19 protein-coding genes are annotated in these 13,167 nt (G+C 71.0%); 11 read left to right on the top strand and 8 right to left on the bottom strand.

Features of this window, described 5'->3' with window-relative positions; genetic code table 11:
• Positions 1-63 precede the first annotated feature (63 nt).
• Entirely contained in the window at positions 64-660 is a 597-nt protein-coding gene (locus EBO15_RS34615) for an ankyrin repeat domain-containing protein (protein WP_122198704.1), read from the top strand.
• On the opposite strand, the gene EBO15_RS34610 is transcribed toward EBO15_RS34615, so the two are convergent.
• Complete coding sequence (locus EBO15_RS34610) at positions 661-1,422, bottom strand: MBL fold metallo-hydrolase (RefSeq protein WP_122198689.1); 762 nt, start codon at positions 1,420-1,422, stop codon at positions 661-663.
• 27 nt (positions 1,423-1,449) lie between these two features.
• Between EBO15_RS34610 and EBO15_RS34605 the strand changes: the two genes are divergently transcribed.
• Entirely contained in the window at positions 1,450-1,857 is a 408-nt protein-coding gene (locus tag EBO15_RS34605) for a MerR family transcriptional regulator (protein ID WP_199744983.1), read from the top strand.
• A gap of 5 nt (positions 1,858-1,862) precedes the next feature.
• Here EBO15_RS34605 and EBO15_RS34600 read toward each other — a convergent pair whose 3' ends face one another.
• A complete protein-coding gene (locus EBO15_RS34600; RefSeq protein ID WP_122198688.1) occupies positions 1,863-2,945 on the bottom strand; it encodes a DNA polymerase domain-containing protein in 1,083 nt (360 codons plus the stop codon).
• A 179-nt stretch (positions 2,946-3,124) separates the two neighbouring features.
• Between EBO15_RS34600 and EBO15_RS34595 the strand changes: the two genes are divergently transcribed.
• From EBO15_RS34595 to EBO15_RS34585, 3 genes are all read left to right on the top strand, one after another.
• A complete protein-coding gene (locus tag EBO15_RS34595) occupies positions 3,125-3,472 on the top strand; it encodes a hypothetical protein (RefSeq protein WP_122198687.1) in 348 nt (115 codons plus the stop codon).
• 68 nt (positions 3,473-3,540) lie between these two features.
• Positions 3,541-3,879 carry a hypothetical protein gene (locus tag EBO15_RS34590; RefSeq protein WP_122198686.1) on the top strand — a complete coding sequence of 113 codons (339 nt, stop codon included), beginning with the start codon at positions 3,541-3,543 and terminating at the stop codon, positions 3,877-3,879.
• A gap of 374 nt (positions 3,880-4,253) precedes the next feature.
• Complete coding sequence (locus tag EBO15_RS34585) at positions 4,254-4,730, top strand: hypothetical protein (protein ID WP_122198685.1); 477 nt, start codon at positions 4,254-4,256, stop codon at positions 4,728-4,730.
• A 129-nt stretch (positions 4,731-4,859) separates the two neighbouring features.
• Here EBO15_RS34585 and EBO15_RS34580 read toward each other — a convergent pair whose 3' ends face one another.
• Positions 4,860-5,039, bottom strand: a complete 180-nt coding sequence (locus EBO15_RS34580; RefSeq protein ID WP_122198702.1) for a DUF397 domain-containing protein — start codon at positions 5,037-5,039, stop codon at positions 4,860-4,862.
• Positions 5,023-5,847: a helix-turn-helix domain-containing protein gene (locus tag EBO15_RS34575; RefSeq protein WP_158628442.1), complete on the bottom strand. Its 825-nt coding sequence runs from the start codon at positions 5,845-5,847 to the stop codon at positions 5,023-5,025. The genes EBO15_RS34580 and EBO15_RS34575 overlap by 17 nt, the downstream gene beginning before the upstream one ends.
• A gap of 112 nt (positions 5,848-5,959) precedes the next feature.
• Here EBO15_RS34575 and EBO15_RS34570 point away from each other — a divergent pair, with 112 nt between their 5' ends.
• Both EBO15_RS34570 and EBO15_RS34565 read left to right on the top strand, forming a co-directional pair.
• Positions 5,960-6,412, top strand: a complete 453-nt coding sequence (locus EBO15_RS34570; RefSeq protein WP_122198684.1) for an ATP-binding protein — start codon at positions 5,960-5,962, stop codon at positions 6,410-6,412.
• Entirely contained in the window at positions 6,409-6,918 is a 510-nt protein-coding gene (locus EBO15_RS34565) for a hypothetical protein (protein WP_122198683.1), read from the top strand. Before EBO15_RS34570 ends, EBO15_RS34565 begins: the two co-directional genes overlap by 4 nt.
• On the opposite strand, the gene EBO15_RS34560 is transcribed toward EBO15_RS34565, so the two are convergent.
• Entirely contained in the window at positions 6,902-7,591 is a 690-nt protein-coding gene (locus tag EBO15_RS34560; protein WP_122198682.1) for an alpha/beta hydrolase, read from the bottom strand. The two genes, EBO15_RS34565 and EBO15_RS34560, sit on opposite strands and share 17 nt — an antisense overlap.
• A gap of 95 nt (positions 7,592-7,686) precedes the next feature.
• Here EBO15_RS34560 and msrB point away from each other — a divergent pair, with 95 nt between their 5' ends.
• Positions 7,687-8,088, top strand: coding sequence for a peptide-methionine (R)-S-oxide reductase MsrB (gene msrB / locus EBO15_RS34555; protein WP_122198681.1), 402 nt, complete (start codon positions 7,687-7,689; stop codon positions 8,086-8,088).
• Positions 8,089-8,147: 59 nt separating this feature from the next.
• Here the strand turns inward: msrB and hemQ are convergent, their stop codons facing one another.
• The 3 genes from hemQ to hemE all read right to left on the bottom strand — a co-directional run bounded on the left by hemQ (position 8,148) and on the right by hemE (position 11,477).
• Positions 8,148-8,846: a hydrogen peroxide-dependent heme synthase gene (gene hemQ, locus EBO15_RS34550; protein WP_122198680.1), complete on the bottom strand. Its 699-nt coding sequence runs from the start codon at positions 8,844-8,846 to the stop codon at positions 8,148-8,150.
• Positions 8,806-10,263: a protoporphyrinogen oxidase gene (hemG, locus tag EBO15_RS34545; protein WP_122198679.1), complete on the bottom strand. Its 1,458-nt coding sequence runs from the start codon at positions 10,261-10,263 to the stop codon at positions 8,806-8,808. Before hemG ends, hemQ begins: the two co-directional genes overlap by 41 nt.
• Positions 10,264-10,469: 206 nt before the next feature.
• Positions 10,470-11,477, bottom strand: coding sequence for a uroporphyrinogen decarboxylase (gene hemE / locus EBO15_RS34540; protein ID WP_378238273.1), 1,008 nt, complete (start codon positions 11,475-11,477; stop codon positions 10,470-10,472).
• A gap of 428 nt (positions 11,478-11,905) precedes the next feature.
• On the opposite strand from hemE, the gene EBO15_RS34535 reads away from it, so the two are divergent.
• The 3 genes from EBO15_RS34535 to EBO15_RS34525 form a co-directional block, all read left to right on the top strand.
• Positions 11,906-12,250: a hypothetical protein gene (locus tag EBO15_RS34535; RefSeq protein ID WP_122198677.1), complete on the top strand. Its 345-nt coding sequence runs from the start codon at positions 11,906-11,908 to the stop codon at positions 12,248-12,250.
• 91 nt (positions 12,251-12,341) lie between these two features.
• A complete protein-coding gene (locus EBO15_RS34530) occupies positions 12,342-12,962 on the top strand; it encodes a DUF3000 domain-containing protein (protein WP_233616630.1) in 621 nt (206 codons plus the stop codon).
• Between the two features lie 18 nt (positions 12,963-12,980).
• On the top strand, positions 12,981-13,167 hold a 187-nt coding region (locus tag EBO15_RS34525; RefSeq protein ID WP_199744982.1), incomplete at its 3' end, for a hypothetical protein.

The following is a 13,167-nucleotide window of genomic DNA, read 5'->3' as shown; positions in this document are numbered from 1 at the left end:
GGGGCGCTGGGCGCGCTCGCGCCCAGCGCCCTCGCCACCTCCCGCACCCAGAAAGCCCGAACCATGCCTGCTGACGAGACCCTGCTGAAGGCCGCCTCCCAGGGCGACGCTTCCGCCGTCCGCGACGCCCTGACCTCCGGCGCCGACACCGAGACCCGCGACGGACGCCGCCGCACCCCGCTGCTGCTGGCGTCCGCCGCCGACCACGTCGAGGCCGCCAAGGTCCTGGTCGCCGCCGGCGCGAACCCGGACGCCCAGGACGACCAGCGCGCCAGCGCCTTCCTGGTCACCGGCGTGACCGGCAGCGTCGCGATGCTGCACGCCCTGCTCCCCGCCAAGCCCGACCTGACCCTGACCAACCGCTACGGCGGCGTCGCCCTCATCCCCGCCTGCGAGCGCGGCCACGTCGACTACGTCCGCGAGGTCCTGAAGACCGGCATCAACGTCGACCACGTCAACGACCTCGGCTGGACGGCCCTCCTGGAGGCCGTCATCCTCGGCGACGGCTCCACCGCGTACCAGCAAATTGTCCAGCTTCTCATCACCGCCGGCGCCGACCTCGACCTCCCCGACGCCGAAGGCGTCACCCCCCTCCAGAACGCCCTCCGCAAAGACCACCACGCACTGGCCACCCTCCTCCGCACCGCCGGAGCCCACTGATCAGAGGAGGTCGCGGCGTTCGCCGGGCGGGAGGGCCGCGACGTCCGGCGTTCCGGCGGCGAGGCGCACCGCGTCCGCCGCCGTCCCGTCTGGACGGAACAGCCATGAGAGCGGGTCGTGACCGTGCGCCTCGTGGACGGGCACCAGCACCCGCGCCCCGAGGACGGACGCCCCGGCCACCGCGTCGCCCGGTCTCATGACCAGGCGCGGCCCGAACAGCGGCCGCAGGCCGTTGACGGGCAGGAGCGCGACGTCCGTCTCCGGCCGTCCCGCCCGGTACCGCTCCAGCAGGGACACCTCGGCGATCTCGCCGCCGAAGAACACGCGCCCGCCCGGCGCGTTCAGCACGTACGCGTTGTTCGGCCACACGAGCGTCCGCCCGGCCTGGACGACCTCCATCGACAGTCCGGGCGCGATCTCGCGCGTCTCCCCCCAGCGCACGCGCTCCGCGCGGCCGAATCCCAGCCTGCGCGCCCGCCGGACCATCCCGGCGGTCGGCACGTACAGCGGGGTCTCGGCCTTGCGCGGCAGGGCGCGGAGACCGCGCAGGTCCCAGTGGTTGGTGGCCAGGTTGGTGACGATGATCGCGGTGAGCGGCGGCAGCTCGTCCGGCCGCAGCCCGAGCGGTTCGCCCCGGCGCAGCCACCACCGCTCGGTGAACCAGGGGTCGGTGAGCACGGCGCGTCCGCCGAGCTCCAGCAGCACGCACGAGTTCACCACGCGGGTGACGGCCAGCTCCTTGTTCGAGCTCTGCTTGTCCATACCGCGAGCGTGCGGGTTAATCCGTACATGAAGTCAACCGCCGCGCTGACGATCGGGGAGCTCGCGGAACGCTTCGGGCTGCCGGCGCACGTCCTGCGCTACTGGGAGTCCATGGGCCTGCTCGAACCCGCCCGCGACGGCTCGGGCCGGCGGACCTACGACGCGTCCGACCTGGCCCGGGTCGCGCTCATCCTCATGGGCAAGGAGGCGGGCCTCACGCTGCGCGAGATGCGCACGCTGATGTCCACCCCGAACCCCATGGACCACCGTGACCTGCTGATACGCCACGTCGCCGAGCTGGAACGCCGCATCGCGCAGAGCCGGGCGGCCAAGGACCTCATCGAGCACGCCCTGTCCTGCCCGCTCAGCTTCGCCGAATGCCCCCACGCCCAGGCCCGCATAGCCGCCCGGATCCCCCCGGCCGGGCGGGTCTAGCGAGCTCAGTCGTCGTGGCGGGCCTTGCTGGGCTGGACGCGCTTGGGCTCGCCCTCCATCTTCGGGTAGTTCGGCGGGTAGGGGGCGTCGCCGAGGTTGTGGTCCCGCTCGTCGCGGTCGGCCATCTCCAGCAGCGGGTCCAGCGAGAACGACCGGTCGTCGATGTCGGCGTGCGGGTCGCCGATCTTCGCGAACCGGGCGGGCATGGTCGCGATGGTGAAGTCGTGCGGGTCGGCGTCGGGCAGCTCGTCCCAGGTCAGCGGGGCCGACACCGGCGCGTACGGGAGCGGGCGGACGCTGTAGGCGGACGCGATCGTACGGTCGCGGGCGTTCTGGTTGAAGTCGATGAAGACCTGCTCGCCGCGCTCCTCCTTCCACCACTTGGTGGTGACGTCGGCGGGCGCGCGCCGCTCGACCTCGCGGCCGAACGCGAGCGCCGCGCGCCGGACCTCGGTGAAGCTCCAGCGCGGCTCGATCCGGACGTAGACGTGCACACCGCCCTTGCCGGACGTCTTGACGTAGCCGGTGTAGCCGAGCTCGTCGAGCAGCTCGCGGGCGGGGCCGAGCGCGACCCGGACGGCGTCGGAGAAGTCGGTTCCCGGCTGCGGGTCGAAGTCGATGCGCAGCTCGTCGGGGTGGTCGACGTCGTCGCCGCGCACCGGCCACGGGTGGAAGGTCAGCGTGCCGAGATTGGCCGCCCACGCGATCGTCGCGACCTCGGTCGGCATCACCTCGTCGGCCGATCGTCCGCTCGGGAACGCGATCCGGGCCGTCCGCACCCAGTCGGGCGCGCCCTTCGGGATGCGCTTCTGGTAGAACGCGTCGGACTTGCCCGCGCCGCCCCCGGCCTGGCCGCGCGCGTAGTCCTCGCGGGTGGCCATCTTCGCGCCCTCGAACACACCGCCCGGCCACCGTTCGAGCGTGGTCGGACGGTCGCGCGTCGCGCGCAGGATGCCGTCCCCGACCGCGATGAAGTACTCCACCAGCTGCCGTTTGCTGTACCCGAACTCCGGAAAGTACGGCTTGTCCGGATTGGAGACCTTGACGAGCCGCTCCCCGACGGGGATCTCGATGTAAGGCGAAGCCATACCGGCACGCTAACCCACCCCTCCGACAGTCCCCGCGTCCGACCACCGCCCCCGCGCGCCTTTCGCCCATGGCTCGCCACCTTGAGGACGGTCCGGGCCCAGGGACCGGCGGCCCCCTACTATCGCCACGGAAAGTAGTGGATCAACTGCCTCTAGTAGGCATCGTGGGAGGGATTTCCATGAAGCTCGCCACGTTCGCCCTGGCCGCCGGCCTGGCCGCCGGGCCGCTGCTCGCGACGCCCGCGCACGCCGAGACGGCCTCCGGGCCGTGGACGTACCAGTGCGTGGAGGGGGCCCCGGCCCCCTTCGGGCCGACGTCCATCATCGCCCACGGGTGCGAGGCCCTGAAGGGCGCGCCCGTCAAGGAGGTCCTGAAGGAGGGACGCTTCCCCGCCGGAAGGCTCAGGCTGGTCGTCCGCCACTTCGGCGAGAACGAGCCGAAGGTCGTCCGGTGCGAGGAGATGAACCTCAAGCACTTCCCGCGCCTCATCGACGCCCGAGGCTGCGCGCGCGACGACCTGCGCTGACACCCGAGACGAGCCCCCGGCCAACCCCGGGGGCTCGCCGCTCTCCAGCCACCCCGCCAAGGACCACCATGAAGCTTCTCGCCCTGGCCACCGCCATCACGATCACCCCGCCACTCGCCGCACCACCCCGAGCATCCGCGGCCGACCTGCGCTTGCACTACGACTGCGCAACGGCGACACCCAAACCCGGCCTCGACACAACGGTGACCGCCAACACCTGCAAGGCGAAACCGGGCACCCCCACCTCAGGAATGATCGAAGCCGGACGCTACCCGAACGGCCAAATCGAGCTGACCACCACACGCCCCGGCCAGCACAAGGTCTACCAATGCACCAGGACGGACCTCCTGAACTACCCCCGCCGCATAACCGCCATGGGCTGCACCCGAACCGACGACACCGACTGACGCCCCAGCAGGCCCCTCGGCGAGGGCGGCGAAGCAGCGTCCGATGCCGTGACGGGCCGACGGGTCCACGCAAGGCCCTCCACGGAACCCTGACGCTGCGCAGGTCACCATGCCCGCCTCCCCGGGCGTACGGCCAATCACCCACTCGCACCCGACGTCGCCAAGCGTGCTCACCTGGTCGCTACCGAGTAGCGACGCCCACCCACATTCGAGGGTTTACGCGCTCAAAGGAAATCTTCAGCTTGCTTTCAATTTCCCTCGAGCCTATTCTGCCAAATGACGCCAGGACGTGGCATACCGATTTTGGAGAGTCACTTCCCTCCGCCGAGGCCGAGCCACGTCCAGGGCATCACCCCAGAGAGGAACGAGCAAGCATGCTCCAAGCACTTCTTTCGGCAATAGGCGTGGTCAACCGCATGACCTTCAAGGCGACCGGGGGACGGGTCATCCTATATAGATTCAGCGGATTCACCGGGATCCGTGTCACGATCCTACGTCGCGGCGAATCCATATTTGATGACATGGTTCCCGTCGTCACCGCCGGGGCGGGTGCGATCGTCCTGGTAGAGAGTGATGACCAGCAGGTCGCCGGACTTTTGGACGATGCCCTCCGCCACCAGGCGACCGCCGAACTGAAGCCCGATCTCGGCGGTGGCGTTGATGCGAGGATCACCAGGACCGACACATCGACGCGACTCCAGACATGGCCTCGCAAAATCAGACGACCCCTGACCCTGCACCAGCGGCACCTGGCAAGGGAAAGGCGCATGCACCCACTGGCAACAGTGGAGTCCAACCAACTAGAGCAGCTCCTGTGCACAAACGATCTCGTGCTGGCCATCCATTACTAGCCCGCGATTAACGCCTACTCCCAGGCGCTGCACCATTCACTTGATCGCCTTCGTCTCCAAGTCCCGGCTTCACGCCTGCCAGCCAGGAGGACATTGGCCAGCCCACCGTTGCCAGTTGCTGGAAACAACTCAAGTCTCGCTTCGGACACGCTCCAACAACAGCCCCAGCTCGGCCGTGGAGACACTGACATGCCCGGCGTCAGGAGCCTTGCTGTCTCGAAGGCCGACTTCGCCAAGCCCGAGACCAGCCAGTTCGACGCAGGATCCTTCGTAGTCGTTGCTGTAGCTGGACTTACGCCACCTGGTCATGCACACGCTCTCTCATTCGATGGAACAGATTAAGCGATTCTCCAACATTGAGAGCGATGTCGCTGATCCGGTCAAGAGCTATGCGATAGCTGGCCACCTCACCAGGATCCGCTACCAGCCTGCCAGGCCCCAGAGTGATTGTGAACAGGTGCTCCCGGCCGTCCGGCCCCGTGTACACCACGAAGGACCCGTCCCGACCGATATGCGGCCCGGCCGACAGCTCAACGACCCGGATGGTGATCGTCTCAGCCATGGCGATCAGGTGATCGAGCTGCCCGAGCTGCACCTCCGGAGTCCCCACAGGAACCATCAGGGCCCCCTCGTCGAGGATCGCCCTGACGATCGGCAGCGGGCTGCGCTGCAGAAAGTTGCCCTGAATCTCCATCCGCCGCTGCACCGCCTGCTCCACGTTGAGCCGTCCGGCGGCCTTGAAAGTCGCGCGAGCGTACTCCGGGGTCTGGAGCAGCGCAGGGACCCAGCCGAGCGACCAGATGTGCGCCTGGGCGGCTTCCGCCATGATCGCGTCTACTTCTTCAGCCCACGAAGAAGAGTGGCGTGACTTTGCGATACGGATGATCCGGCCGAGCGTCCCGCCTGTCTCGCACGCCTTGTCGATCTTGTCAGCGTCCTTCAGCTGAAGCGGGGTGACCCCGTTTTCAACCTTGGAGATGAGAGAACTCGTCTTCCCGATGATCTGGGCGACGTCCGCGATCGTCAGGCCTCGCTCGCCACGCAGATTTCGCAGCTCAACGGCCGCCCAGTCGAACGGCTCACCCTCTGGGTTGAGGACCTTCCCGCTGTTGGGCATGCGGCCTCCACAGTCACGAAGCGACTTGAAACTTGCGAATTCTGCTGGCCAAGGTACACCCAGCGGAGTCAATCTGTGACCGAAAGCACACACTCGGTCGTCAGGAGGGCGCATGACCCCGGCCATGAGAGTTCACACGTACTTGCTCGACGTGGCGTTGCCCGCTGAGGAGGTGTCTGTGGGGGTGGGGCGGAAGGGGGTTTGGGGCGTGCTTCGGGCGGCGGGGTACTGCGAGGACGTCGTTGACAGTGCCGGGACGGTCGTTACCGAGCTCGCCTCCAACGCCGTCCGGGCGGCGGTGGAGGAGGCGATCAGGGTGCGGGTCTCGTCCGTCCCGGGCGAGGGTGTCTGGGTCGAGGTGTGGGACGACCAGGACGCCGAGCCCGTCCCCCGGCTCGCCGTTCAAAGCCTCGATGACCTGGACGGGCTCGCGTGCGACGAGCTCATCGGCGGCTGGGGGCTCGGCATCGTCGAGTCGCTCTCCGTCGCGCAGGAGGTCCGGCCGACCGAGCCGTATGGCAAGTGGGTCGGCGCGCTCATCTCCGGTCGGTCGGACGAGCGATGACGCCTCCGAAGTACTCCCTCGGCGTCGCCGGGTGTCTGCCGCTCGACCCGCTCTCGCCCAGCCCCGCCGACCATCTGCCGCAGGTGATCGTCTTCGCCGTGCCGTCCGAAGCGGGCGATACCGACGCGGCCGCCGAGGCCGCCGAGGCCATGACGGCGCTCTTCGAGCATCCTCGGGTGCGGGCGGGCATGATCGTGTCGACGAGCGAGCCGGACGACTTCCCCGTCGGCGCGGCCATCGGGGGCAGGGACGCGCTGGTCGTCAGGTATCGGGGGCATCGGGAGCGGCACTCGGTGCCCGGCGGGCTCGTCACGGCGATGCTGGAGCAGCGGCGCTTCATGATCACGCTGATCGGGCGGCCGTGGCCGTTTCCGGCGGCGCGGCGGCGAGAGCGTGCGCTGCTCTGCGCCTTCCTCAACGATCCCGCGACGCGGCCTCGGGCCGGGCTCGTCGTGCCGTTGGTTCGGGAGCACGGCCGCGGGCGGCGGGTCACGGGTGTTCGGTGAGGTCGAGTCGGTACTTCTCCAGACGGTCGGCGAGGGTCTTCGGGTGGCTGAGCATGGGCATGTGGTCGCCGGGCATCTCGTCGGGGACGATGCCCAGGCGGTCCTGGACGACGCGGCGCAGGAACTCGGCCGGGAAGAAGCGGTCGTCGCGGGCCAGCAGGAAACGGGTGGGGACGTCCGGCCAGGTCGCCAGGGGCCACGGCTTCATCATCGGGGTGGCCGACTGGCCGCGCGGGTGCTTCGCCGCCTCGGCGATCAGCTCGGGCGGCGTGTCGAAGTAGAAGAGCGTCCTGTCGTCGTCGGGTGCGCGGGCGTCGCGTTCGTCCTGCTCGCGGCGGGCCTGCTCGTAGCCCGTGGCCGCCCACCACTCGCCCGGGCTCTCCCCCGGCTTCGGGACCATGGCCTGGAGCATCACCAGCAGGTCGACCTTCACCCGGTCGCAGAGCAGCGTCCCGGTGAAGCCGCCCAGGGAGTGCGCCACGACGATCAGGTTCTCGCGGTCGCCGACGGCCTCGACCGCCGCGTCGGCGTACTCGGCCAGGCCCGCGGAATCATCGTCGGACGGCAGGTCGACGGCGACCACGTCGTGGCCGCGATCACGCAGCTCGTCCACCAGCAGATGCCAGTACCACGGGTCGGCCCCGCCCCCTGGAATCAGCACGTACGTGGCCATCGCGAAGACACCCTCCCGATCATGGACTCCTACCAGGCCGCACCCTAGCCGGGGCCACCGACAGAACAGCGGAGCCGCGAGGTACCGTCGACGGTATGGAGAAGATCAGCAGGTCTGAGGACGAGTGGCGGGCCGTCCTCAAGCCGGAGGAGTTCCGCGTACTGCGCGAGGCGGGCACCGAGGCCCCCTTCACCGGCGAGTACACCGACACCAAGACCGTCGGTGTCTACCGCTGCCGCGCCTGCGGGACGGAACTGTTCCGGTCCGAGGCCAAGTTCGACTCGCACTGCGGCTGGCCGTCGTTCTTCGAGCCGTCCGAGAGCGACGCCGTCACGCTGATCGAGGACCGTTCGCTCGGCATGACCCGGGTCGAGGTCCGGTGCGCGACCTGCGACTCGCACCTCGGGCACGTCTTCCACGGCGAGGGGTACAACACCCCGACCGACGACCGTTACTGCATCAATTCGATCAGCCTCACGCTCGAACCTGCCGAGTAGGCCCTGAACACAGAAACGCCTCCGGCCCAAAGAAAACGGGCCGGAGGCGTTCTCCGTGGTTACGGCAGGGAGGCGATGAGCTCCGTGACCGGCTTGCGGCGGCCTGTGTAGAACGGGACCTCCTCGCGGGTGTGACGGCGCGCCTCGGCTCCGCGCAGGTGGCGCATGAGGTCGACGATGCGGTGCAGCTCGTCCGCCTCGAACGCGAGCATCCACTCGTAGTCGCCCAGCGCGAACGACGACACCGTGTTGGCGCGGACGTCCGGGTAGCCGCGCGCCATCTTGCCGTGCTCGGCGAGCATGGCGCGGCGCTCCTCGTCCGGCAGCAGGTACCACTCGTAGGACCGGACGAACGGGTACACGCACACGTACGCGCGCGCCTCCTCCTCGGCGAGGAACGCCGGGATGTGGCTCTTGTTGAACTCGGCGGGCCGGTGCAGCGCCATCTGCGACCAGACCGGCTCGCTCGCCCGGCCGAGCGCGGTGCGCCGGAACCGGGAGTAGACCTCCTGCAGGTCGTCCGAGGACGGCGCGTGCCACCAGAACATGTAGTCGGCGTCGGCGCGCAGGCCGGCGACGTCGTACAGGCCGCGGGTGACCACGTCCTTCTCGGCGGCCTGGTCGAGCAGGTCCTGCACCTCGGCGGCGTCCTGCTCGGTCACCGCGCCCGGCCGGGACACCCGGAACACCGACCACATGGTGTACCGGATCACCTGGTTAAGGTCGCGTGCCTTCGGCTTCGCGGGCTTGTCCGTCATTCTCGTCTCCCCGACTCTCCAGATACTCCAGTATGCGTCCGGCGGCGGACCGGGCGTTCGCGATCACCGCGGGCACGCCGACCCCGTCGTAGGCGGCGCCGGCGACGGCGAGCCCCGGATGCGCGGCCACCGCGGACCGGACCCGTGCGATCCGGTCGGCGTGGCCCACGTCGTACTGCGGCAGCGCCCCGCCCCATCGGGTCACCCGCGCCTCCACGGGCAGTTCGGCGACGCCGCAGGTCACCGACAGCTCGGTCATCGCGGCGGCCTTCAGCTCCTCGTCGGAGCGCTGGAGCGTGTGCTCCTCGCCGACGCGGCCGATCGACGCCCGGGCCACGATGATCCCCGGGTCGGCGTCGCGCAGGTGCGGCCACTTGACCGAGCTGAACGTCACGGCCTTGACCTGCCGGTCCTCGACGGACGGGACGAGGTAGCCGCTGCCGTGCGGGGCGCGCCGGAACGCCGAGGCCGGGTAGGCGAGCGTGATCAGCGCCATCGACGCCGTCTCGATCCTCTCCAGTTCGCGGGCGGCGGCCGGGACCTCGCCCGCGAGCAGGCGCGCGGCGGGCGGGGCCGGGCAGGCGACGACGACGGCGTCGACGTCCAGGGCCTCGGGGTCGCGGGTCGGGCCGATCGTGAGGCGCCAGCCGTCCGGCGTGCGGCGCAGTTCGCGGACGGTCGCGGAGGTGCGGATCTCGCCGCCCGCCGCGGTCACGGCGTCCGCGATGAGGTGCGGGAACCGGCCGAGGCCGCGGGTCAGGGTCGCGAAGACCGGGCCGGGGTCGGCGGGCGCGTGCGCGCGGACGCCCTTCACCGCGTTGATCAGCGAGCGGTGGCCGCGCGCGGCGGCGGCGACGGCGGGCAGCGTGGACTCGAACGACAGGCGGTCGGCGCGTCCGGCGTAGACGCCGCCGAGCAGCGGCTCGACGAGGCGGTCCACGACCTCGCGGCCCATCCGCGCGCCGATGAAGTCGGCGACCGACACGTCGTCCCCGCGCGGCGTCTCCGGCAGGACGAGGTCGAGGGGCACGCGGGCGAGGCCGGCGGGCGACAGCACCTGCGAGGCGGCGAGCGCGCGCAGGTCGGACGGGACGCCCATGACCTGCCCGGACGGCAGCGGGCGCAGCGCGCCGTGGCTGAGGATCGACGCCGTGGTGGTGCCGGGGTGGACGAGGTCGCCGCCGTGGCCGAGCTCGCGGACGAGGTCGACCGCCTCGGGACGGCGGGCGAGGATCGCCTCGGCGCCCTCATCGACCGGCAGCCCGGCGATCTCGGAGACCTGGAGCTTGCCGCCGATCTTCGGCGAGCCTTCCAGGAGGGTGACCCTGACGCCGCCGCCGGCGAGCCGCAGCGCGGCCACCAGTCCCGCGACGCCGCCACCGACGACCGCCACATGCGGGGTGGGTTCGGCGCTCATGCCTCCACCTTCCCAGATACCCCCCGGGAACCGGTCAACGGGTCGCCATCTCGCCATATGAGATGCCTCGCACGAACGGCACCGCCCTCGCATCGCGTGACACCGGCGATCGCCGCGTCCGGGCACGCCGACGCCGACCGGTGACGACGTCACCGGTCGGCGCAGGTCAGACGACTATGAGCCCTACCGGGCGGAGTAGGTGCGCCCTACCGGGCGGAGTACTCGTGGACGAACTCGGCGAGCCGCGCCAGGACGTCCGGGTCGATCGTCGGAGTGACGCCGTGCCCGAGGTTGAAGACGTGCCCCTCGGCCGTCCGGCCGCGGTCGATGACGTCCTTCGCGCGCCGCTCGATCGTCTCCCACGGCGCGAACAGCATCGCCGGGTCGAGGTTGCCCTGGAGGGCCTTGCCCGGCGGGACGCGCCGGGCGGCCTCGTCCAGCGGGACGCGCCAGTCGACGCCCACGACGTCCGCGCCGGCCTCGCCCATCAGGCCCAGCAGCTCGCCGGTGCCGACGCCGAAGTGGATGCGCGGCACGCCGAGCGACTCGATCTCGCGGAAGATCCGGCTCGTGTGCGGCAGGACGGAGTCGCGGTAGTCCTCGGGCGCGACCGCGCCGACCCAGGAGTCGAACAGCTGGATCGCGCTCACACCGGCCGCGACCTGCACCTTCAGATAGGCGATGGTCATGTCGGTGAGCCGCTCCATGAGCCGGTTCCACAGCTCGGGCGCGCCGTACATCATGGCCTTGGTGTGGTCGTGGTTCCGCGACGGCCCGCCCTCGATCAGGTAGGACGCGAGGGTGAACGGCGCGCCCGCGAACCCGATGAGCGGCGTGCTCCCCAGCTCGCCCAGCAGGGCGCGGACGGACTCGGTGACGTAGGGCACGTCGTCCGGGGTCAGCTCGCGGATGGCGTCGATGCCCGAGGCGTCGCGGATCGGGTCGGCGATGACCGGGCCGATGCCCGGCTTGATGTCCAGGTCGACGCCGATCGCCTTGAGCGGCACCATGATGTCGCTGAAGAAGATCGCCGCGTCGATCGCGTACCGGCGCACGGGCTGCATCGTGATCTCGACGATCATGTCCTGCCGCGTGCACGCCTCGAGCATCGGGACGCCCTCGCGGACGCGCAGGTACTCGGGCAGCGACCGTCCCGCCTGCCGCATGAACCACACGGGCGTGTGCGGCACCGGCTCCCGGCGGCAGGCCAGCAGGAAGGGACTCTCCGCGAGCCCGGAGGCGGGCCGCGCATCAGCGTTCGGTTGGACAGCGTCTTCAGCCACCCGCCGATGGTCCCACGGATCCCCGCGCACCCGTACGCAGGGTCACCGTCCCGGTCCGCGTCCCGGTCCACGTCCCGGTCCGCGTCCGGGTCCGCGTCCGGGTCGCGCCGGCGAGCCGGAGCATCGCCCGGGACGGTGCACACTGACTCCCGCACCGGACGATCCGGAGCGTCGTGTCCGGGCCGGGCGCCGCGCCCGGACACGCCTCCCGGCGGAAAGCACCGCGGGGAGCGCTGCGTCCTCGAGCGGACACGGAACGTTCCAGGACGGGATGAAGTTCCGGACACGCCGAGCGAAGTCCCGCATTATGTCCCCGCCACGTGCGAACGTGATTCGCGTCATAGCCGAGGAGGTCCCCCGTGTACTGCTCCACCTGCGGTGACGAGCGCCGGTTCGAGCGGACGCCATGCCTCGACGGGCACGGAGCCGACTGTCCGGAGCGGGCCTGCGTCGAATGCGGCGCGGCCGTGCTCGCCGGACCGGACGCCACGCTGGGCGACCCCTGGATCGTCACACCCGGTGACCGGCCTCTCGTCACCCAGAGTGACCCGGCCCCTCCGTCCCGGGCGCCCGTCCCCGGCCCTGTCCCTGTCGCAGGCCCCTCGGCCCTCTCCCTCTCCACCCCCGCACCTTCCGCCCCCTCCGACCCCGCGTCCGGCGAGCCGGGCCGCACGGAACCCGCGTCCGCGCGGGCCGTCGCCTGACCCCGACGCCTCTGAAGACGAGACCTGTGCTGTGCCCCCAACCCCGCTCTCCCCGCCGCTCAGTGCGACCGGCGGTCCTCCCGGTGTGCCCGTGACCGGCGGCGACGACGCGTCCGGCGACCTCGTGCCGCCCCCGTTCCAGCGCGCCCGCGACGCGCTGCGGGCCGTGCTGGACGGCCCGTCGCCGCGTCCCGAACTCGATCTCGAGGACATGCCCGCCCCGCAGCGCCTGGCCCCGTACGCGGCCGCGCTGTCCGGGAGCGTCTACCGCGACGACGACACCGAGGTCGCCTCCGGGCGGCTGATCGTCCTCTACGACCCGGCGGGCCGGGACGGCTGGGAGGGCGGCTTCCGGGTCGTCGCCTACATCCGCGCCGACCTGGAGCCGGAGTTCGCCGCCGACGAGCTGATCGGCTCGGTCGCGTGGAGCTGGCTGCTCGAGGCGCTCGAGCCCGCCGGGTACACCGCGGTCTCCGGGACGATCACCCGCGCCGTGTCGGAGAGCTTCGGCGACAAGAGCGACGAACCGTCCGCGACCGAGCTGGAGCTGCGCGCGTCCTGGTCCCCGTCCGAGTCCCCGTCGGGCTCCGGTTCGGGCATCGACATGGCCGGGCACGTGGCCGCGTGGTGCGAGGTCATGAGCACCACGGCGGGCCTGCCGCCCGCCGGGGTGACCGCGCTGCCGGACGGCTCCGGCGGCACGGGCCGCTGAGCGACGTACGGTAGGGGCGTGGGTAGCAGAGCGCCGGGCACCGAGACCGCCGGGGAGAACACCGAGACCGTGGCAGCGTCCGAGACACCGCAGACCGCCGCGCGCACGGGCACGACCGAGCCCGCGGGCGCGGTCGACGCCGGAACCGCCGGAACCGCGACCGGACCGCCGTCCGCCCGCTCCGGCGGGCGCGCGGCCACCGGAG

The sequence above is a fragment of the Actinomadura harenae genome (genome assembly GCF_003696215.1).
Lineage (GTDB): Bacteria > Actinomycetota > Actinomycetes > Streptosporangiales > Streptosporangiaceae > Spirillospora > Spirillospora harenae.
Note: the sequence above shows the minus strand (reverse complement) of the source record. Positions and strands in the feature narration are given on the sequence as shown.

Excerpts from the sequence above, each read along its gene's own strand:
- EBO15_RS34615 (WP_122198704.1), top strand. The coding sequence starts at position 64 with ATGCCTGCTGACGAGACCCTGCTGAAGGCCGCCTCCCAGGGCGACGCT.
- EBO15_RS34610 (WP_122198689.1), bottom strand. The coding sequence starts at position 1,422 with ATGGACAAGCAGAGCTCGAACAAGGAGCTGGCCGTCACCCGCGTGGTG.
- EBO15_RS34605 (WP_199744983.1), top strand. The coding sequence starts at position 1,450 with ATGAAGTCAACCGCCGCGCTGACGATCGGGGAGCTCGCGGAACGCTTC.
- EBO15_RS34600 (WP_122198688.1), bottom strand. The coding sequence starts at position 2,945 with ATGGCTTCGCCTTACATCGAGATCCCCGTCGGGGAGCGGCTCGTCAAG.
- EBO15_RS34595 (WP_122198687.1), top strand. The coding sequence starts at position 3,125 with ATGAAGCTCGCCACGTTCGCCCTGGCCGCCGGCCTGGCCGCCGGGCCG.
- EBO15_RS34590 (WP_122198686.1), top strand. The coding sequence starts at position 3,541 with ATGAAGCTTCTCGCCCTGGCCACCGCCATCACGATCACCCCGCCACTC.
- EBO15_RS34585 (WP_122198685.1), top strand. The coding sequence starts at position 4,254 with ATGCTCCAAGCACTTCTTTCGGCAATAGGCGTGGTCAACCGCATGACC.
- EBO15_RS34580 (WP_122198702.1), bottom strand. The coding sequence starts at position 5,039 with ATGACCAGGTGGCGTAAGTCCAGCTACAGCAACGACTACGAAGGATCC.
- EBO15_RS34575 (WP_158628442.1), bottom strand. The coding sequence starts at position 5,847 with ATGCCCAACAGCGGGAAGGTCCTCAACCCAGAGGGTGAGCCGTTCGAC.
- EBO15_RS34570 (WP_122198684.1), top strand. The coding sequence starts at position 5,960 with ATGACCCCGGCCATGAGAGTTCACACGTACTTGCTCGACGTGGCGTTG.
- EBO15_RS34565 (WP_122198683.1), top strand. The coding sequence starts at position 6,409 with ATGACGCCTCCGAAGTACTCCCTCGGCGTCGCCGGGTGTCTGCCGCTC.
- EBO15_RS34560 (WP_122198682.1), bottom strand. The coding sequence starts at position 7,591 with ATGGCCACGTACGTGCTGATTCCAGGGGGCGGGGCCGACCCGTGGTAC.
- msrB (WP_122198681.1), top strand. The coding sequence starts at position 7,687 with ATGGAGAAGATCAGCAGGTCTGAGGACGAGTGGCGGGCCGTCCTCAAG.
- hemQ (WP_122198680.1), bottom strand. The coding sequence starts at position 8,846 with ATGACGGACAAGCCCGCGAAGCCGAAGGCACGCGACCTTAACCAGGTG.
- hemG (WP_122198679.1), bottom strand. The coding sequence starts at position 10,263 with ATGAGCGCCGAACCCACCCCGCATGTGGCGGTCGTCGGTGGCGGCGTC.